We start from the raw sequence: 20,499 nt of genomic DNA, 5'->3' as shown, positions 1-20,499 counted from the left end.
GATTCCTCCCACTATTCCTCGGCTACCATGTCGAGCAGCATTTTGATGATATTTGTTTTCGTGATCCGGCCCACGACCTTCCAGTGCTCCCCCGGATTCCCCGTGGTGGATGGCACAACAACCGGCAAGCTGTCGATTTGATGATTGATGATTTTACGTGCGGCGTCCAGTACCGTATCTTCCGGCTGAACGGTTGTCACATTCGCCTGGCGGGTCATAATCAGGCTTACCGGCATGGAGGACGCCGTCGGATTTCCAAGCGTCACCTTGAGCAGATCCTTGCGGGACACAATGCCCGCGAGATGACCATCGGCGTCGGTAACGATCAGATTCCCTACATTCTCCAGAAACAAGGATACAACGGCCTCGTGAATCGTCGTTGTCTCGCGTACAATTACCGGAACGCCGTGCAGGTCGCCAACCTTCATTTTGAGAAGGCGGAACTTCTCCTCCCGGTCAGGAGTTCCCCGCTTCCCCAGAAAATACCCTACCTTGGGTTTGGCATCGATATAATCCAACACCACAAGCTTGGATAAATCGGTGCGAAGCGTAGCTCGGCTGACATTCAGCATCTCCGCAATCTGATCTCCTGTAATGGGTGCGTGTTTTTTTACGATATCGACGATATCCTGCTGCCTTGTCGTCAGTTCGATAGTGATCCCTCCTGCATGCATTTCCTCTACTTGCCGATATAATACGTCATATATATTATATATGCAACATATTTTCGTCTAAATTTGCTTTATTGGGTATCAATATTTTTTTTGGTTCCCATCAAAAAAGCTTATAATTCAATAAAAAAGCATGCCCTCGGAACAGACGTCCCTTAAGCATGCTTTCGTTTTCATTTTGGCTAATCGTTATGATGATCCATCCTTGGGCCCGGTGCCTTTGCATTCTCCTTTGCCGCAATATCCGTAGATGATCTTTACGCCGTCGGTAGGAATCGTGTCCACCATTTCATCGCATCTGGAGCAAATAATAAGCCCCCATTCCTCGTTCCCATTACCCTTTACTGCCTCCGGACTTGTTAACGCTTTCATAACATTTCCTCCTTATGTTTATTGACTTTGCTGCAAGGCAGTTGCTTGCTCGTTAAGGGGCCGAATTCAATTCTCCTCTGCTTACTCATCCCTTTATTTTCCACTATATTCTTAATGTATTGGGTAAGAAATGAAGATATGAGTCAATCATGTTTAATGTATTAAAAAACATGGTAAGTAAATTTCGTGATAATTACCATTCTTGCCGAGAATGAGGATACCCTTATTTTGGAATGGTATGATAATATATACTTCAGATTAAATAGAAATTGACATTTTAGACGGAGGGTTTGGATTGAAGAACACTTGGCAGCTCATTAAGAAAGGAAACACCTCTTCAGCGATTGCGGCTTTGGGCAACACCGGATTGTCTATTATTAAGGCAATTGCCGCCTCCATCAGCGGCAGCGGAACGATGTTTGCATCCGCCATGCACTCGGTGGCTGACGCCGTGAACCAGGGATTTGTATTTGTGGGCAGCGTACTGGCAGAGCGAAAGCCGACCAAGAAGTTCCCGACCGGATTCGGCAGGGTTATTAATCTGGTCTGCATGGTTGCTGTTATCGTGGTGACCATCATGGCGTATGAAACGATACTCAAAGGGTTCAAGTTATTAAAGCACCCTGAAGAAGCTACGAATTTCTGGCTCAATTTTATCGTACTGGTCATCGCTGTCATTATAGACGGCTCCATTCTGATGAAAGCCATGAAAGAGATTATGAAGGAAACCCGCGTTCAAGCAACCGGTTTTGCCTTGCTGCCTGCCGCATTCAAAAATGCCGGTCGCGCTGCTCCGCCAACAAGGCTGGTGTTCTATGAAGACATTGTTGCCACGCTTGGCGCCCTCTTCGCTCTCATTGCCATCGTGTTTGCGCATTTCATGGATTTCCTCATCCTGGACGGAATTGCTACGATTCTGATCGGCTGCCTGATGGTCGGCGTTGCCTTTAAAGTTGGATATGACAACATGGTGGGCTTGATCGGAGTTGCCGCGCCTAAGGATGTCGAGGAGAAAATCTCCAATCTCATTCTTAACGACCCGGACGTGCGGGATATCAACCGTCTGCGTATTCTGCAAGAGGGCCGCAACTATCACGTGGAGGCGTATATCGAACTGAAAAAAGGGATGTCGCTTGCCGAAGCCAGCCATACCAAAATGAGAATCAACGCCATACTGACACAGGATCCGAATATCTCGGATGTAACTCTGGGTATCCTGGAAGACGACGGAATCAAGCTGTGGAATCCTCGCGAGGATCTGGATCAATAAACGGAAAGAGGCAACCTTCAAGGTCTGATGGACCCGAGGGATGCCTCTTCTTTTTTTGCCCTAATGATTAATGATTGCGTTTAAGAAACTCATCCATGCGCGCGTAAGCGATTTTTTCATTGGCCTTTTTGGTGATGCCATGGCCCTCATCGTCAAACACAAGGTATTCCACATCCCGGCCTTTAGCCCGGAGCGCCTCGACGATTTGGTCGGATTCCTCCTTAACGACACGCGGATCGTTAGCCCCTTGAATGATCAGCATCGGATTCACCATGTCATCCAGATACGTAATCGGCGAATCCTTAATGAATCTTTCCTTATCCCGCTCCGGATCGCCAATCCAGCGCTCCATAATCGGTTTCCAATGCTCCGGTACCGAGTTGTAGAAGGTAAACAGATTGCTGACCCCGACGATATCGACAGCAGCCTTGAAATACTCCGGATTGCGCCCTGCCAGCAGCAAGGTCATATAACCGCCATAACTTCCACCCATGACAAAGAGTTTCTCCCGGCTTGAAATACCTTGCTCAAACAGCCAATCCATCCCTGCCAGACAGTCCTTGCGCGGTCCCTCGCCCCAATCCTGTTCCACCAATTTCACGAAGGAGCTGCCATAACCCGTACTGCCGCGGAAGTTTGGACAGAAGATGTTGTATCCCTTGGCTAGAATATACTGGAACATGGAGCGGAACTGCTTGCGCTCCGAGGCTTGCGGACCTCCATGCGGCCAAAATACCGTATAACCGTTCGCAACATGGGATTGGGCACGGAACAAGAGCGCCTCGATCTCCATGCCGTCAAAAGAGTTATAGGTCACGACATCCGGCGCCACCAAATCCTCATCGGTTAATCCTGTCAGAACGTTCTTGGTTATCATGCTCCACTTGCCGTCCGCATAGCGGTAAATGTTAAGCGGCTTCACGGCACCACGGGCGAGCAGGTACAGATGGCCCGACTTTGTCACATTCAGCTGCTCCACAATGTCGGAAGGAAGCGGTATGGGCGTTAACTCGCCGCTATCGAGCGAATAGGCATACAGCCGATCCTCCACCCCTTTCTCCGTAACGATGTACAGCGTCTGCGAATCCTTATGATAGCGCAGGAGCTGGATGCTTTCCCGATCGATACGGCACAAGGGCTCAAACTTCTGCTGAGGAATATCGTAGCGGGCAACGTAGGAAAATTCCGATTCATAATCCGTAGCAAAAATGACTTGATCGTTGTCAATAAACAGCGCATCGCCCGAAATATGCACCTGCTCAGGAGAAGGGGTCAGGCACAACGGCTCTTCGCCTTCACGCTGCACATAACTCACATAGTAGGTGTTGGCATACATTTTGGTGTATGCGATGGTCTTCTCATCGGGACTTACTGCACACATTTCGGTTGACGTATCCTTGCCCTCAAGCAGGAGTTGATCCTCTTTGGTGTCCAGATGAAACACGCGCGAGTTCAGGAAGGATGGATTGTCTTTCGAAGTTACATAGTATAAGCGTCTGCCGTCCTCTGACAGATGTACAAAATAATGCTTGTCATCCCCTGACGCTCCTTCAAACAGAGGAATCGGCTCCCCGCCGTTCCAGCGCAGCGCGTGGAATTGATAGTTCTCATTCCCATCACGGTCAAAGGCTGTTAAAATATGTCGTCCTTCCGGGTCGAGCTTGATAAAGCTGCTGATCTGATCATTGTATGTAAGCGGGTAAGGGTAAGCTGTATCCCCTGCTAAATCCATCGCCCATAAATTAAACTTTCCGTTCAGACTGCTGCTGAACACAAGCCGTGACTCGTCTGCACTGATTCCAAAAGTACGAATACTGTACGTTTGAAAAAACTGTTCTACATCGGGTTTGGGAAATTCAATCATCCATATGCCTCCCTACTTCATATTATTGTCCATCGGTTAATAAATGGGCAAGTCTTCCAATCCGCTGGATTACTCCCATTATAACGCAAAGTTTCATACAGAACATCATTACATAGACCGGACGCTTCCTACATCTTCAGACTGGGCTGAAAGCCCAGTTTCTAGAAGCGGCCTGTACATATTCACGCCCTCCCCTCTTCAGCCCGCATATCTGCAGCGAGTTGCCATATAAATGATAAGAACCATGTTTTTCATGACGAAGGGGGGATCCTCGTGCACCAAGACGAGATCGCGGAACTGGAACGTTCTATTGCGGAGATTACCGAAATCGCTACAGGCTTTGGCCTTGATTTTTACCCTATGCGATATGAGATCTGCCCGGCAGACATCATATACACCTTCGGCGCCTACGGCATGCCCACCCGGTTCAGCCATTGGAGCTTTGGAAAAACCTTTAATAAAATGAAGTTGCAATACGACTTCGGCCTTAGCAAAATATACGAACTCGTCATCAACTCCAATCCGTGCTACGCGTTTCTCCTGGACGGCAATTCCCTGATCCAGAACAAACTCATTGTGGCCCATGTGCTGGCACACTGTGATTTCTTCAAGAACAACGCCCGCTTCTCCGTCTCCAACCGCAATATGGTCGAGAGCATGTCGGCAACGGCCGAGCGTATCTCCCGCTATGAGATTGAGCACGGGACCGAAGCGGTTGAGCAGTTTATCGATGCTGTGCTTGCGATTCAGGAGCATGTAGATCCTCATATTATTAGACCGGATAAACTCGACAAGCAGCGTTACAATGCTCGCCGGGTACTGGAGCGCAAGGAGGAAGCCAAACGGCATAAGCCCCCTGGCCGGTACGACGATTTGTGGGACATCGATGAAGAAAAGCAAGAGAAAGCCGAGAATTCAACCCCGACACCAAAGCGCTTCCCGCCGGAACCGGAGAAAGACATCATGTGGTTTATTCAGGAACACTCCGATATTCTGGAGGATTGGCAGCGGGATATCATGAGCATGCTGCGAGAGGAGATGCTGTACTTCTGGCCGCAGATGGAAACGAAGATCATGAACGAAGGCTGGGCTTCGTACTGGCATCAGCGCATCCTGCGGGAAATGGATCTGACCAGCGAGGAAACCGTGGAATTCGCCAAGCTTAACGCCTCGGTCGTACAGCCGTCACGCCACAGCTTGAACCCTTATTACCTCGGGCTTAAGATTTTCGAGGATATCGAACGCCGCTGGGACCGGGAGAAGATGTTTGATGTACGCGAATATGATTCGGACATCTCATTCCTGCGCAATTATTTGACAAAGGAATTAGTGGAGGATCTGGATCTCTACGTGTTTGAGAAAAAGGGGCCGGAGTGGAAAATCACCGACAAAGCATGGGAGAATATCCGCGACCAGCTGGTCGTTTCCCGTGTGAACGGAGGTTCCCCGTTTCTCGTCATTACCGATGGCGATCATCTCCGTTCCGGTGAGATGATGATCAAGCATTTATACGAAGGGATTGAGCTTGACCTTAAATACATGGAACGCACCATCCCTTATGTTTACCGGCTCTGGGGCAAACCTGTGCATCTGCACAGCATGATCGAAGGCAAACCGATTCTGTTCTCCTATGACGGCAAGAAACTTCATCGGCGATTTATTTAACAGTGCTTGATGCATGGATATAGCTGCTTACAACAACAGCACCCGCGAGTGAGTGAATCCCTCATCGCGGGTGCTTTGTTTACCGATATTCAACGATCCATGCGTAGGCTGCTTGACCTAGACGGTCACCTTCTCAGCTTGCTTCAAGGTTTCGACATGGGTATCATGCTTCTGAACATCATACTCATGTTGAAGCGATTCCAAATCATCAGCCAGCTTCTCCATCATCTTCACGAAGGCAGCCAGTTCCTGCGAGCTTGCCGCCTGATTGCGGGCATTAATTGACGTTTTCTCCGATTCCTGTTCAACGAGCCCCAGCTTGCGGATGATGCCGCTGACCTTGTCCTGAATTTCGTCCATCGCCTTCTTGGAATGGGTGGCAAGCTTTCGCACTTCGCCAGCAACAACTTCGAAACCTCGGCCTAACTCGCCAGCATGAGCTGCTTCAATCGCGGCATTCAGGCCGAGCAAGTGGCTCTGATCCGAAATTTCCCGGATCAAACTCCCCATCTGTTCGATGTGCAGGATTTCATTGCCAAGCTCCGAAGTTAGTGTATGCGCTTTATCCTGCGCTTCTGCTGTCTTCATGGCATTGTCGGCCATAAGCGCTGCACTTTGATCCAGCTCCACAATCATGGCGGTCAATTCCTGGACTGCTTCTGTAATCGCTTCCAACATTTTTTGCTGATCCGTGACCAATCGGTTAATCTTCTCTTTCTCTTTCATTTCGTAAGCTTCCAGTACGAGCTGGGAATCCAAATTAAACATTTTGCTAAGCGCATGCACCACTTGAGTCCACTGATCCGGCACGATTTGTTTCAGCAAATCGGCTGCAATATCAAGATACACCATGTAGCTTCCGAGATAATAGTCCGTTGTCAGGCCAATTCTGGAATGAACCTGTCCGATCTTGATTCGGTCGGAAATGTAAGACTCATCCACTCTGCCAGCTGCGAGTGACAACCAATACACCCGCTGGGTCTCCTTCAGCCGCTCCATGGTCGAGGTACGATCAATAATCTGCATCAGCTGCGGCTGTGTGCCGATCTGCGCGTAAAACCGGTTAACGACCTCTTCCACGACCTTCTCAAACACATCACGATGGTTGGCTAACAGCGCCAACCCGTGCTCATCCAATCCGATAAACTCCAGCTGTTGACGTCTTTTTGGGGAAACATCAATCATTTCGAAAAATCCACTCCTAAATAGCGTGATCCATATCACAGGTTCAAGTACTTAGGGTCCATTATAGCCTATATTTACCACCTGGACATAATCCTAAAGTCCTAATTACACGCAGGTTTGCACCAATCATAACCAGGATAACTCCTTTATAAACCGTGAGAAACCACCCCGAATCCATAGAGTAGTCTCTCACGTTAATCACTTTGTTCTAGATTACAACTTCAACATACAGCTTCGACATTACCGGTTCAACAGACTGCCCACATAGCGCAGCAGCTCGTTGGCACATACCGGGCAATATCCATGCTCCTCAATCAATCTGGAGCTGACCTCATTGATCCGTTTCAACTGCACGGCATCCGGTGTTTTGGTCGAGGTTGTAATCTTGACGATATCCTTGAGATCGGTGAACAGCTTCTTCTCAATCGCTTCGCGCAGGCGCTCATGATTGTGGTACTCGAATTTTTTGCCCTTGCGCGAGTAGGCTGAGATGCGAATCATAATCTCTTCCCGGAAAGCCTTCTTCGCATTTTCCGAGACTCCGATCTGCTCCTCGATCGAGCGCATCAGTCTTTCATCCGGATCCATCTCCTCATCGGTCAGCGGATCGCGGATTTTCGTCCAGTTGCAGAACGCCTCGATATTATCCAGATAATTCTCAAACAGCGTCTTGGCGGACTCTTCGAAGGAATACACAAAAGCCTTCTGCACCTCCTTCTTGGCCAAGTCATCATATTCCTTACGTGCGGCGGCGATGAAGTTCAGATAACGCTCCCGTTCGTCCTTCGTGATGGAAGCATGCTGATCCAGACCGTCCTTGATCGCCCGCAGCACATCCAGCGCGTTAATGCACTGAAGATCTTGCTTAATAAGAGCACTTGATATCCGGTTGATGACATAACGCGGGTCAATACCGGACATCCCCTCTTCCAGGTATTCATTCTGCATCTCTTTTAAATCCGCTTCTTTATAGCCCTCTACTTCCACACCGTCGTACATGCGCATTTTTTTGATCAAGTCCATGCCCTGCTTCTTCGTTTCCTTCAGGCGCGTCAATACGGAGAATATGGCGGCTGAACGAAGGGCATGCGGCGCCACATGGATATGCTTCATATCACTTTGGCCAATCAGCTTTGAGTAGATTTTCTCCTCATCACTGACTCTCAGATTATAGGGAATCGGCATCACAATCATCCGGGACTGCAGCGCCTCATTTTTCTTGTTTGCTATAAACGCTTTGTACTCGGATTCGTTGGTATGGGCCACAATCAGCTCATCCGCGCTGATCAGCGCAAACCGGCCTGCTTTAAAGTTTCCTTCCTGGGTCAGGGACAATAAATTCCACAGAAACTTCTCATCGCATTTCAGCATCTCCTGAAATTCCATCAGACCGCGGTTTGCCTTGTTCAACTCGCCGTCAAAACGGTACGCGCGAGGATCGGATTCTGAGCCATATTCCGTAATGGTGGAAAAATCGATGCTGCCGGTTAAGTCCGCAATGTCCTGGGATTTAGGGTCGGAAGGGCTGAATGTCCCGATGCCGACTCTGCTCTCCTCAGAGATGAGCACCCGCTGGACTTCAACCTGCTCGATATCTCCACCGTATTCGGTTTTGAGTCTCAACTGGCAGGCCGGGCACAAATTCCCCTCAATTCGAACGCCAAGCTCCTTCTCGATTTCCTGTCTGAGCTCAAGAGGAATCAAATGCAGCGGTTCCTCCTGCATCGGGCAGCCGGAGATCGCATACACCGCTCCCCGGTCGGTACGGGAATGCTTCTCCAGGCCCCTCTTCAGCAGCGTAACCAAGGTCGATTTACCGCCGCTGACCGGCCCCATAAGCAGCAGTATGCGTTTGCGTACATCGAGCCTGCGGGCCGCGGAATGGAAATATTCCTCTACGAGTTTCTCAACCGCACGGTCGAGACCGAAAATTTCCTGTTCAAAAAACTTATATTTTTTCTGGCCCCCGATCTCCTCAAAACCGTAGGATTCGATCATGTCATATACACGGGCATGTGCCGTCATGGCTGGAGAGGGGTCCTTCTTCAGCAATTCGATGTATTCCCTGAATGTGCCGCTCCACGCCAAACGGTCGCCTTCAGCCCGATACGATGCTATGCGTTCGAAAATATCCATATCGCTACCTCCTATGAGTCTGTTTATGGGGATTGGCTTCCATTCCACAGCGTCATTAGAAAACATTCCATTTTCGAAAAAAGTGTATTACATACCTATGCGGCTTACTTGGAATAGTTGACCTTATTTTCGAAGTCAAGCAAGTGCTTTTTTGATGAACTCTCCGAGCAGTCTACACCCGGATACGCATGAAAGCAGTCCCCATGCTATACTGAAATTACATTAACGTGACATCAAACATGTTTCGGATCAAAAGGAGAGTAACCATGGCGATAAAGCATGAAGCCGAGCTGTACGCTCCCTTAAAAGCCTTTTTTGAAATGAATGGATATGAAGTAAAAGGTGAGGTTCGCCATTGTGATCTTGTCGGTATGAAGGAAGGCCTCGAGGAGCCGCTTATTGTGGAGTTAAAAAAAACATTTAATCTTGCGCTGCTGCTCCAGGGCATCGAGAGACTGAAGCTGACTCCGTACGTTTATCTGGCGGTCGAGAAGAGCCGTGCGAAAAAAGGAGCGGTCAATCAGCGCTGGAACGAGCTGTCAGGGTTATGCGGGCGCCTGGGTCTGGGACTTATCACGGTAACCTTCTACAAAACCAAAGCGCCTTTTGTGGAAGTGCTCTGTGAGCCGGAGATGGCCGTACAGACGGGCCGAACGGCCATCAGACGGAAGGAGCGCCTGTTGTATGAGTTTCGGGAGCGCAGCGGCGATTACAACACGGGCGGCATAACAAGAGCCAAGCTGGTTACCGCATATCGCGAGAAAACGCTGCGTGTAGCTGCAGCCATGAATTCCGCGGAAGCGGAGCAGCGCAGCTTGCATGAACTGCAGGAGCAGGAGCACGGGCTTCAAGCAGGGCGTGCAGCCGCTGCGCTGCCCGGCATTTCCCCCGCGGCTGTGCGGGATCGAAGCGGCGTAGGATCGGCTGCTGATATCCTGCAGCGCAATTATTATGGCTGGTTCCGCCGGGTGAGCCGCGGACGCTACGTGCTGACGCCTGCCGGTATCCAAGCCCTGGCAGACTACGCCACCGTGTTAAAATCATAAAATGTACATTCATCAGCCCGAAAACCGGCAAATCCCGTGATGCAAAAAAAGGCTGCTGATTCTACTCCAGACCTGATAACAGGTCCAATCAGCAGCCTACCCTATGTTATTAACGATACTTAAAGAAGCAGCCTTCCATGTCTAATTACGGGCAGTAAATTCCAGCACCGCTTCGCTGATCAGATTCATGCCCAGCAGCAGCTCATCCCGGCCCGGATGCGTAAAATTCAGCCGGATGCATTCACGGGTATGATCTTCGGCGGAACACATCGAGCCTGGCAGGAAAGCCGCACCTTTGAGTAAAGAAGCTCTCAGCAGCGCATCGCCATTCAAGCCAGGTGGCAGCTGCACCCAGAGAAACATCCCGCCGGAAGGTACCGCATACGTCGAATCCTTCCATGCGCTGCGCTTCAGCAGCTCTACCATCAGTTTAAGCCTCGTTGCGTACTCCCGGTTCAGCATGCCGATGTGATCCTCCAGCTGAAAATGCTTGGATTCCAGCAGATTGTGCAGCATCCGCTGATTCAGCATACTGGATTGCCAATCGGCCATTTGCTTCACCGCCGTCATCATCTCAATGACGCGCCGATTTCCTGCGGCCCATCCTGTACGAAGCGCCGGTGCAACCGTTTTGCTGAAGGAGCCAACATATAGAACATGCTTACCCTGGGGTTCCTCCAGTGAGAATATTGAAGGAATTCTTGTCCCCTGATTCTTGGCATCCGCAAAATAAAGATCGCCGTAAGAATCATCCTCCACAATGAGAAGCCCATGCTGAACACACAGCTCCAGCACCTGCTTGCGCCGCTCCAAACTCCACATCACGCCTGTCGGATTGGTAAAATTGGGCGCAGCCATCAGCAGCTTCGGCTTGTGCTGCCGGATCATCGCTTCGAGATGCTCTGGCAGCATCCCGTTCTGATCTCCCTCAACAGGCACAATGAGGGCGCCCTGTAGACGCAGCACCTGAAGCAGTCCAGGCGAGGTTGGATTCTCGACCAGCACCGGGTCACCCGGGTCCACATACACCCTGACCAGCAAGTCAATGGCCTGCTGCGTACCGGTTGTCAGTAAAATATGCTGGGGCTGAACGCTAAGCCCCTTTCGCCGGGAAAAATCCTGGCTCAGCCATTCGCGGAGCGGCCCGTATCCTTCCGCCTCACCATACTGCAGCGCTAGCGGATCCTCAGACAGGACCGATGTCGCTGCCTCTGCCAGAGAATGCAGAGGGAATAACTCTTCGGCCGGAAGCTCTTCTGCCAAGGAAATAAAAGAATCCCGCTTCGCAAGTTCCCTGATATCGCGCAGCGGGGATGACAAAAGGGTCTGTGCACGGGAAGCAAAGGAATACTGCATGGAAGTCCCTCCTCTAACCGTTATCAAAACCTCGGTTTTGTATTCAGGAGCCTCTTAACAACCTCTAAAAGGTATTCCTGATGTTTATATATTATACCTTATGAACCACATCACGCATATATTTGCCTGCCTTGGCGGGTATACAGTGCGTACTTTTCGATCGCTTGCGCACGGGTGGAGACCCCAAGCTTCACGTATATTTTGCGGAGGTAATTATCAATGGAGCGGCGGCTTACTTGAATTTCCATGGCAATTTTATCGTAGGTTATGCCTTGGACAATCCGTTCCATAATAAAGGCCTCCGTCTCGGAGAGCTGAAGTCCACCTTCATTCATGGCAGAGGCCGTTAGGGGCCATATTCCTTGCCTTACCCACTCGAGCGGCAGTGATGCAACACCTTCCCGCAGGCCGGTAATCATATGTATAAGCTGAAAGGTGGATGCCTGTTTGGATAACAGCCCGCTTGCGCCGCGGCTGATCAAGGATTGCAGCAAGGGAAGACCATCGTTATCGGTCATGATGACAACATGGGTCCTCGGAGACAGCTGCTTCATCTGCTCCAGCACGGCTTCAGACGTGTGCTCCTGCAGGTGATAATCCAATAGAACCAAGTCAGGAAGCAAATCCCCGACCAATCGAAGCCCTTCTGAATCTGAGGATGTCATTCCCTCAACGAGCAGATCCTGCTGCTCTTCCAAAATCAATTTTGTTCCCAGCATGCTTGTAGGTTGACTGCCAACTATAACTACCCGCCAAACCTGATTCATTTTCTAATAGACCTCCTGTTTCAACGAACTTGAATCTCTATCATCTCTATTAAGTAAGCGCCGTCATTTCCTTACATACCCGGCATGCGATTTCTCGTTGTTTGCGGCTATGGATTGATACAATTCCATCCTGTTATCCGTATAGAAAAAAGGTTAATTAATCCTATAGACGCAGGGCCTTTGACGATATGTATGGCGAATGTCTTATATGTATCCTATTTGATAATCAAATCTATACAGATTGTATCCCACTCTAACTTTCTAGGCAATCTATTTTTCATAAAAAACGCGCGCTTTTTGTTCGTCTTTGCGAAAGTAATCCTGACATGATAGAATGATATCTGGAAAAAATGATAGTTTTTGAGGGGTGATGATATGCCAATGTTAGAGCCGGAAAACAATGCCCCCTATAAATCCCGTGAGGAAGTGCATCAAAAAGGGCCGTCTACCAAATGGTTCTGGGTATTTTGGATTGTTCTGATCGGGCTGGGGACGACCGCAGCCTACCTATATAGCAATCATTTAAAAGAGCAGGTCGTTGTGCAGTTGCAGCAGGATACGCGCAAGGAGATGGCATCGTTCAAAGCGGAGTATGACCAAAGGTTTAATGAGCTGGTTCAGGAAATGGATGAGATGCAGAGCAAGGTTCAGTCCTTTAATGAACTGCTGACCTTTACCAAGGATCAGGCTAGCGGCAAGACGGACAACAGCAATAAGCTGTATAGTCAGTTAAGCCAGGTAGAGAAACAGCTGAAGGAGCTGGAACGCAAGATGGAGCTGCTCAAGTGACCAGGCTGAGATATATTCGTCCCAAGCAGCTCAACCGCACGTTTATGCTAGCCATCGCTCCTTTTATCGGATTGCTGCTGTGTATGTGGTTGATAACCAAGCCGCCGCACCTATCACACGAAACCGCTGAGTACATACCTTCCAGCAGCATATCGGAACAGTCCGCCGTCATCATGCAAGAATTGGATCAAGCGGCCGTCACTGCGGAGCAAACGATATCTTCTATTGAAAAAACAGCCAAGCTCTATCAGCAGACGACAGCCTCGGTAGGAACGATTCTGCGAACCGCGGAATCCCAGGCTGCACGCCCGGAGCAAATCTATAACCGCCGGATCACAAGCAAACTGGGGGTCCCGATCGAGACGGTTAACAGCGACCGGATTCGAATCGAGTTATATAAGATCAATCCGGGTACCTATCACGGTTACGCGATGAAGGTCAAGCTGAAGGACCCTTCCGCCATGAGTATGTCACTGGGCAGTGAAAGCGGCCGACCCGGGTCCGTCGAAACGACCATGCGTGCGGTAAGTCGGCATGGCGCGGTTGCCGGCATTAATGCCGGCGGATACGCGGATGGCAACGGGGGCAGGCATCCGCTAAGCACAACCTTTTATAAGGGCAAGTACGTTTCAGGATTTCAACCGAGCTTTAAGGATCTTTCCTTTGTCGGCATGAGCAAATCCGGCAAGCTGATCGGTGGAAAATTCTACAATCAGAGCGATCTTGATCGCCTGGATCCGGTATTCGGTGCTACCTTTGTGCCCGTGCTGCTCCAAAACGGCTACAAAACCACCATTCCCGAGAAGTGGCGAACGGCCCCTGGACGGGCACCTCGCACGGTCATCGGCAATTACAAGGATGATCAGCTGCTCATTCTCGTAACCGAAGGATACGATGAGAAGGGTAAATCCGGCGCTACACTGCAGGAACTGCAAAACAAGCTGAAAAAATTGGGCGTCATCGACGCTTATAATCTGGATGGCGGCGGCTCGGCCTCCCTTGTCCTGAACGGTCGTGTCGTGAACAAGCCATCAGACGGAAGTCTGCGGCCCGTGCCAACACACTTCCTATTTTTCGAGTAATGGAATCGGCTTCATATTCTCATTTATTTTTTCGCCCAAGGTGGTTATAATAAGAATAGCTTAGCAGGAGGTGGCAAGGATGTCTTTCTCATTAACCTTTTGGATCGTCATGCTCGTGTTTGCCCTTTACATGGTCGGCATTTGGACCTCGTCATACAATGATGATAAAACCAAAGGCCTGTAAGGCATAAACTCCCCCGAAATACGGGGGAGTTTTTATTTTATTGCGAAACAAAAAAGGCACCGCTCTTTAGCGATGCTCAAAAGGTAATTCATATTAGGCAACTAGGCATGTTTCGGAAGCTGTTGCATTTCGGACATGCATTGCGAGCAGATGTAGCGCTCTTTAAACTCGCTTACACCATCCATAGAACCACAGAAGACACACTTCGGACGATAGCGCTCTAATATAATATGGTCCCCCTGTACAAGAATTTCTACGGGATCCCCCTCGTTCATTTGATATCTCTTCCGCAGAGACTTAGGCAGAACGATTCTTCCCAGCTGATCGACCTTACGAACAACACCAGCAGGTTTCATAACGATTGTACACCTCTTTCATTTTCAACAAGTGATTTCTGACACCACAATTACAGAACTGATAATAAGGGCCTAGTATAATAGTTCGATAAAAAGTTGTCGAATCCTGCTGGATATTAAGAATTTCTTAGTTTTTTTCAATATCAAATAGGTATACTGGATGATTTTTCCCTAAAAACTCGAAGTTTTGCAGCTTTTAATCCATACCCGGGAAATCCAGCTGGCGTAATGCCTCGTATACCATAATCGCAGCCGAATTGGACAAATTCAGCGAGCGGACCTTATCTGTCATTGGCATCCGTATGCAATGCTCGCTATTTGCAGCAAGCAGCTCTGGAGGCAGACCCTTGGTCTCTTTGCCAAAAACCAGAAAATCGCCATCCTGATACTCGATATCCATGTAACGCTTGGTTGCCTTCGTCGTGGCATAGAAATAACGTCCGTCCGGATACAGTGCCTTTAATTCCTCAAAGGAATCGTGGTATTCAATATGTACGGCATACCAGTAATCCAGCCCTGCCCGCTTCAATGTTTTGTCATCTGTATTAAAGCCGAGCGGACGGACCAGATGCAGATGAGTGCCTGTTGCGGCGCAGGTTCTGGCGATATTGCCCGTATTGGCGGGGATTTCCGGTTCGACTAGTACGATGTGTAATGCCATGTTGATAAAGTCCACCTTTTCTTCTGTTTTCTTCTATTATAACCGATTCCATCCTGAATTCCCGGGGTATCCAGAAATAACCTTCCGCTGATGGGCGGAAGGTTATTTCTGTTCATCTTCGATGATGTATTAGCTGCGGCTGTTCTGGAACTGCTGCATAAATTGTACAAGCGCCTGAACGCTCTCGTACGGAAGGGCATTATACACCGAAGCGCGCAAACCGCCGACGCTGCGATGGCCTTTTAGACCGACAAAGCCTTCTTGCTCCGAAGCCTTCACAAATTCCTTCTCCAGCTCTTCCGTGCCCAGACGGAACGTAATATTCATATCCGAACGCACTTCTGCGTTCACGCAGCCGCGATAGAAACCGCCGCTGCTATCGATGGCATCATAGATGAGTGCGGCTTTCTTGCGGTTCAGCTCCTGAACGCCTTCAAGCCCCCCCTTCTCCTGAATCCATTTGAGAACCTCATTAATCATATATATGCCAAAGGACGGCGGCGTATTGTAGAGCGAATTGTTTTTCAAATAAGTATCATACCGGAGCATACTTGGGAGATGTTTAGGAGAATCTGTAATCATATCCTCTCTGACAATCACAACGGCCACGCCGGATGGTCCAAGGTTCTTCTGCGCACCGGCATATACCATGGCAAATTGGCTTAGATCAAAAGGACGGCTCAGGATATCACTCGACATATCGCAGATCAGCGGTACGGATCCGGTATCCGGGAATTCCTTAAACTGTGTGCCTTCAATGGTTTCATTGGAAGTCAGATGAAGATAAGCTGCATGATCGGATAGCTTGATATCTTGAAGCTCAGGCAAAGCCATGTATTTGCTCGCTTCCGATGAGGCGGCAACATGGGTTTCGCCAATCAGCCTGGCTTCCTTAATCGCCTTCTCGGCCCAGCTGCCTGTCATCACATAATTTGCAACCTGGCCTTGTCCCAAAAAGTTCATCGGAATCATCGCAAATTGCGTGCTGGCACCACCCTGAATGAATAACACCTTGTACCCGGACGGATTTCCCAGCAGGGACAGCAGGCGTTCCTGCGCTTCATTATGAACTGCTTCATAGACGGCACCGCGATGCGACATTTCCATGATCGACATGCCCGTATCCCCGTAATTGACGAATTCAGCCTGAGCGCGCTCCAACACTTCAAGCGGCAGCGCAGCAGGCCCTGCATTAAAATTGTATGCTCTCTTGCTCAAAAGACTCTCCACCCTTTCTCCTTGTTCCCTTTATCGCTTTATAGATTTAAAGCTAATCATAGCAACAAAGCGAAGGTCCATCAAGTGCATTTTATACAATTTTTTATTCTCCATCAAAAACGGATAAATCCTACAGTTCCAACCTGCGAAGACCCAAAAGGGACACCCTTTTGTTTACCAACTGAAGAATTGGAACTGCCTTCTCCAGCATTTCTGTTCTCCCGGAGCCAGACTCAGACGAATAAACACCTCGGGAGAAATCACGTGGCCAGTACCCCATAGCGCCATGTAAGCGACTGGAAAATCACTGCTCTCCCTTACTCCCGCCCTGCTGGCTTTATGCGTGAGCTCCCATGAATAAGAATGGTCACTGCCGTTGAAACCTTCCAGCTTTCCATAAAAGGGCTTGCTCGGCTTGGCGTTCCAGTTCACCTCGCAACCCTGGACAGACAGCAAGCCGGAGGTATAGTCAGATTCAACCTCCGTAAATCGGACAGGTACAGGCAGCCGCAGCTTGTATTCTGGTCCTGAGTCCTGATCGTTTATACCTATGAAATTATGGATATATTCCTCCGTATCAATCCTTCGGCTACCTTCGTTGCAGAGCTCATAATCCATGGTCAACGAGGTACCTTGGATGGAGATCTTCTTAACCAGCCTGGCTGCATATCCCTTTGTGTTCCTTGCATGAACCACATACGTGATGTTTAAATCGTCCGCCGTGATATCCACATCGAAAGGTTCCAGCGGATACGTATACTGAAAGTTATAACCGTCTTCATTAACCCGCTTAAGAAGGCCTACCCCTAGTTTAGGAAACCACTCGCCTACCCTGGTTTCCGAGTACCCCATTCCGTCGTGAAGACCAAATTCATTGCATAATCCTGATCCGCCGGCAGGGTTAAATCCCTCTGCATACTCATGAACACAGAACGTATGACCGCTCCCCACGAGCCTGACCTGTGTAATGAATCCGGTCCGATCAAAACGTGTGCCTTGGTAACTATCAATATCCGCTATATCTAAGGCTAGTTGTCCGTTCGTTAATAGATGGCTCATGCTAATCGCTCCCTTTCCATTCATGATGAAGAAGCCCCGGTCACTTGTCTGCCAGGGCTTCCGTCAATTTGCATGTTCTTATGTTAGGCGAGCTCGACAAGAATGATATGAGATTCATTCATGGATAACGCAGACAACGTATAACGATCCACTTCAGCTGCCCCTCGGGTGATACTCCGCAGCTGAACCTTCTCGCCGTTCAGTGTAATGGATTGAATCCCATAACTTCCATAATCCAATCCGCTTGGATTGCTGTATACAATCTGAAGCTGTTGATCAGCAAACCTTGTATCTACAACTGCGTTGCCATCAGCTCCAAATTGAGAGGAACGTAATTTAGGTTCCAAGCGAAGATGTCCCAGATTACCTTTCACGCCAAACACCTCGGTCAGCATCGTAAGCAGAAGCCAGCTTGCTGATCCGGTGAGATAGGGATACATGCCTCTTCCCTTCTCATTGATGTATTCAGGAATACCAGGATACATGCGACTGCGATCAAAGTCATTGCTCAGATCATAAATCGACTGCAGCACCTCATATCCTTCTTGGACAAAACCTCTTTTATACAGAGCATTCGCATACATGACACTCATATGGCTAAACATGGCGCCATTCTCTTTATGCCCGAACGCAAATCCGAACGCACGTCCAAGATTTTGCTGAATCTCGCCAAAGTTCGAGTTGAGGCGGTAACCGATGTTAGGGTCTTTCAGATAACGATCCACAGCCTTCGTAATCCGGCTTACCTGATCATCGTCAGCAATTCCGCCCATGACAGCAAAGACCTGACCTGTAAGCGTGATGCGCACACCATGGGGAAAATCGCCTTCCACGCGTTCTCCATCATTATTGTAATATCCGTTGAACCACGCATACCCTTCTTCGTTTGTGATCCATTCGTTGCGGCGCAAATGCTGGATGATCCATTCCGCTTTCAGTTTCAAATCCTGTACAACATCCGCTAAACTTAATTTCAGTTTGTTTCCGGTCACAGAGACTTTTACTGATTCGTAATACCTATCCAGCAGTTCGAGTTTCCCTTTAACATCCTCATAGGAAGCGGGAGTCGTTAACGAATCGAGCAAAACAGCCATTTCCTCTGCAATTTCAATGAATTCGACACCGTGGTTCTCCTGCCATGCCAGCAATACATCAGCAAGCTGCATCAAGTTGCTCGCATAAAACGCAGTAAATGCTACACTCTCGCCTCTGCCTGGCGCTAGGTCCAGACCATCATTCCAGTCTGCTCCCTCCAGCTTGATGTTATTGTGCTCGCCTACATTAAAGAACGGAACCAGATTCTGCAGCAAAATATGCTCAAGTATCGTTCCCTCATATACCCTGCCATTCACGGTTAAGAGCTTATTCCCATTCTCCGGCAACCAGTGGCTGTCCTTCTCCTGACACCGTTTCACAAACACATCACGGAAATACGTTTGAGGCTGCTTCAGGAAATCCAGATCCCCGCTCTGATTGATATAAAGCAGGGTGGTCATTAACGGCCAGGCACCATGATCCATCCATACGCGAGGAATATTGTTCCGGTCCGCGATAAACTCACCCGGCTTGGTTCCGATAATTGTTGCATTGCTTCCGTCCATTCGCACACCTGCGTAATTATTGAGCAGAAGGTATCGAACCTCAGATGGCTCCATAATCATCAGTGCAAGGCAATCCTGCCACAGGTCACGCCATCCGCGGCCTCCACGGCCATAGTCATGATAGGGGAGGAAGGAGTTCCCGTATAAACGGCGCAATATAGGCTGCAGCGTTACCCATTTCATCCACATATCCTGCTGTTGATCTCCAGTATGAAAGGACACGGTTGCCAGCTTGTCATTCCAATAGTTTTCGTTCTGCTTAAGCAGATCATCAAAACTCTTCTCCGATAAATACGTTTCGTCCAGCCTGCCGGATTCTATGCGATCCTCTGAAATGACCATTGCGATCACATAAGCTCTGGATTGGCCTGGCAGCAATTGAAGCTCATGAAACCGGAGAGCCCCAATCGCTTCGTAGCCCTCCAGCGTATCACCAGCCGCTGCACCCGCTTTCTTGTTGGCAACTACAGCCTCGGGCCAATCCAGTGCGCCGCCTTCCCCGATAAATTCCTCGAGTACCGGATCATAACCGGCTGGTTCCGCACCATCTGCCTCTGCACCCAGCACGCTGTAGCACACCTGATTGATACGGTGACCGCGCTCGTCAAACGACAGAACAGGCTGCACCTCGATCCCCTTACGATGAACAAAGATCCGATGCAGCAGTGAAGTCACATGACGATGATCCCGCAGATCATCTGCCGAGCGTCCGTACAGCGGGATGGCTGCGGTAGGCGTCAGCTTCAGCGGCTGATCGCTTGTGTTTGTCAGTTTCACTTTCATCAATTCAATTTTGTCATCCGTTACAGGAACGAAACTCGTCACTTCCGCTTGCAGTCCCGTTTCCCGGTTAATCCGCTTCAGCTTATGCCATAGAAACCCTGCTTCTAATTTGCTCTCTTCCTCCTGCTGCATGAATCGGTTTGCATTCTGCCTGGCGGAATTGCCAGTTGCGGACCATGCCCCGTACCCATCGATATACACCCAGAAATTACGTGCAGATTTAGAATTATGCAGATCCTCTACCGATACGGGTGACATCAAAAAAGTATTGTGACTGCTTGTGATTTCTCCATGAAGATTCGGCGTTATGGCTGACATCATGCCGGCTTCATTAACTAACGGAAAATATAAATAGCTGTTATGTTCAGGCATGTTCAATGAAAACACGCCCTGGTTCCCCTGAAACTTCCATCCTGTCGATTTCATATCGTTCT

At 49.2% G+C, this 20,499-nt stretch carries 17 protein-coding genes; 5 read left to right on the top strand and 12 right to left on the bottom strand.

What is annotated here, in order from left to right:
* Positions 1 to 11 precede the first annotated feature (11 nt).
* A complete protein-coding gene (locus B9D94_RS06085) occupies positions 12 to 674 on the bottom strand; it encodes a helix-turn-helix transcriptional regulator (RefSeq protein ID WP_006212166.1) in 663 nt (220 codons plus the stop codon).
* Between the two features lie 186 nt (positions 675 to 860).
* Complete coding sequence (locus tag B9D94_RS06080) at positions 861 to 1,043, bottom strand: GapA-binding peptide SR1P (protein WP_006212167.1); 183 nt, start codon at positions 1,041 to 1,043, stop codon at positions 861 to 863.
* 295 nt (positions 1,044 to 1,338) lie between these two features.
* On the opposite strand from B9D94_RS06080, the gene B9D94_RS06075 reads away from it, so the two are divergent.
* Positions 1,339 to 2,313 carry a cation diffusion facilitator family transporter gene (locus tag B9D94_RS06075; protein ID WP_006212168.1) on the top strand — a complete coding sequence of 325 codons (975 nt, stop codon included), beginning with the start codon at positions 1,339 to 1,341 and terminating at the stop codon, positions 2,311 to 2,313.
* Positions 2,314 to 2,380: 67 nt separating this feature from the next.
* Here B9D94_RS06075 and B9D94_RS06070 read toward each other — a convergent pair whose 3' ends face one another.
* Positions 2,381 to 4,177 carry a S9 family peptidase gene (locus tag B9D94_RS06070; RefSeq protein WP_006212169.1) on the bottom strand — a complete coding sequence of 599 codons (1,797 nt, stop codon included), beginning with the start codon at positions 4,175 to 4,177 and terminating at the stop codon, positions 2,381 to 2,383.
* A gap of 273 nt (positions 4,178 to 4,450) precedes the next feature.
* Here B9D94_RS06070 and B9D94_RS06065 point away from each other — a divergent pair, with 273 nt between their 5' ends.
* Complete coding sequence (locus B9D94_RS06065) at positions 4,451 to 5,842, top strand: SpoVR family protein (protein WP_006212170.1); 1,392 nt, start codon at positions 4,451 to 4,453, stop codon at positions 5,840 to 5,842.
* A gap of 117 nt (positions 5,843 to 5,959) precedes the next feature.
* On the opposite strand, the gene B9D94_RS06060 is transcribed toward B9D94_RS06065, so the two are convergent.
* On the bottom strand, positions 5,960 to 7,027 hold the full coding sequence (locus tag B9D94_RS06060; RefSeq protein ID WP_036639614.1) for a globin-coupled sensor protein: 1,068 nt from the start codon (positions 7,025 to 7,027) through the stop codon (positions 5,960 to 5,962).
* 240 nt (positions 7,028 to 7,267) lie between these two features.
* Positions 7,268 to 9,163 carry a PrkA family serine protein kinase gene (locus B9D94_RS06055; RefSeq protein ID WP_148246617.1) on the bottom strand — a complete coding sequence of 632 codons (1,896 nt, stop codon included), beginning with the start codon at positions 9,161 to 9,163 and terminating at the stop codon, positions 7,268 to 7,270.
* 266 nt (positions 9,164 to 9,429) lie between these two features.
* Here B9D94_RS06055 and B9D94_RS06050 point away from each other — a divergent pair, with 266 nt between their 5' ends.
* Positions 9,430 to 10,209, top strand: a complete 780-nt coding sequence (locus B9D94_RS06050; RefSeq protein ID WP_036639619.1) for a DUF2161 family putative PD-(D/E)XK-type phosphodiesterase — start codon at positions 9,430 to 9,432, stop codon at positions 10,207 to 10,209.
* Between the two features lie 141 nt (positions 10,210 to 10,350).
* On the opposite strand, the gene B9D94_RS06045 is transcribed toward B9D94_RS06050, so the two are convergent.
* Together B9D94_RS06045 and B9D94_RS06040 are read right to left on the bottom strand one after the other, a co-directional pair.
* A complete protein-coding gene (locus B9D94_RS06045; RefSeq protein WP_036639622.1) occupies positions 10,351 to 11,565 on the bottom strand; it encodes an aminotransferase-like domain-containing protein in 1,215 nt (404 codons plus the stop codon).
* A 110-nt stretch (positions 11,566 to 11,675) separates the two neighbouring features.
* Positions 11,676 to 12,332, bottom strand: coding sequence for a helix-turn-helix transcriptional regulator (locus tag B9D94_RS06040; RefSeq protein ID WP_006212175.1), 657 nt, complete (start codon positions 12,330 to 12,332; stop codon positions 11,676 to 11,678).
* Between the two features lie 381 nt (positions 12,333 to 12,713).
* Here B9D94_RS06040 and B9D94_RS06035 point away from each other — a divergent pair, with 381 nt between their 5' ends.
* Positions 12,714 to 13,121 (top strand): hypothetical protein, encoded by a 408-nt coding sequence (locus B9D94_RS06035; protein ID WP_036639662.1) that lies wholly within the window; start codon positions 12,714 to 12,716, stop codon positions 13,119 to 13,121.
* On the top strand, positions 13,118 to 14,203 hold the full coding sequence (locus B9D94_RS06030) for a phosphodiester glycosidase family protein (RefSeq protein WP_148246616.1): 1,086 nt from the start codon (positions 13,118 to 13,120) through the stop codon (positions 14,201 to 14,203). The genes B9D94_RS06035 and B9D94_RS06030 overlap by 4 nt, the downstream gene beginning before the upstream one ends.
* Positions 14,204 to 14,488: 285 nt before the next feature.
* Here B9D94_RS06030 and B9D94_RS06025 read toward each other — a convergent pair whose 3' ends face one another.
* The 5 genes from B9D94_RS06025 to B9D94_RS06005 form a co-directional block, all read right to left on the bottom strand.
* Positions 14,489 to 14,743, bottom strand: coding sequence for an AbrB/MazE/SpoVT family DNA-binding domain-containing protein (locus B9D94_RS06025; RefSeq protein ID WP_009595823.1), 255 nt, complete (start codon positions 14,741 to 14,743; stop codon positions 14,489 to 14,491).
* A 196-nt stretch (positions 14,744 to 14,939) separates the two neighbouring features.
* A complete protein-coding gene (gene trmL, locus B9D94_RS06020; protein WP_036639629.1) occupies positions 14,940 to 15,404 on the bottom strand; it encodes a tRNA (uridine(34)/cytosine(34)/5-carboxymethylaminomethyluridine(34)-2'-O)-methyltransferase TrmL in 465 nt (154 codons plus the stop codon).
* Between the two features lie 129 nt (positions 15,405 to 15,533).
* Entirely contained in the window at positions 15,534 to 16,622 is a 1,089-nt protein-coding gene (serC, locus tag B9D94_RS06015) for a 3-phosphoserine/phosphohydroxythreonine transaminase (RefSeq protein WP_148246615.1), read from the bottom strand.
* 174 nt (positions 16,623 to 16,796) lie between these two features.
* Positions 16,797 to 17,681, bottom strand: a complete 885-nt coding sequence (locus B9D94_RS06010) for a hypothetical protein (RefSeq protein WP_148246614.1) — start codon at positions 17,679 to 17,681, stop codon at positions 16,797 to 16,799.
* Between the two features lie 83 nt (positions 17,682 to 17,764).
* Positions 17,765 to 20,491: a GH36-type glycosyl hydrolase domain-containing protein gene (locus B9D94_RS06005; protein WP_148246613.1), complete on the bottom strand. Its 2,727-nt coding sequence runs from the start codon at positions 20,489 to 20,491 to the stop codon at positions 17,765 to 17,767.
* Positions 20,492 to 20,499: the final 8 nt, after the last annotated feature.

This window comes from Paenibacillus sp. Cedars, assembly GCF_003184205.1.
GTDB classification, from domain to species: domain Bacteria; phylum Bacillota; class Bacilli; order Paenibacillales; family Paenibacillaceae; genus Paenibacillus_AQ; species Paenibacillus_AQ glucanolyticus.
The sequence above is the reverse complement of the archived record's forward strand: the minus strand, read 5'-3'. Positions and strand labels throughout refer to the sequence as shown.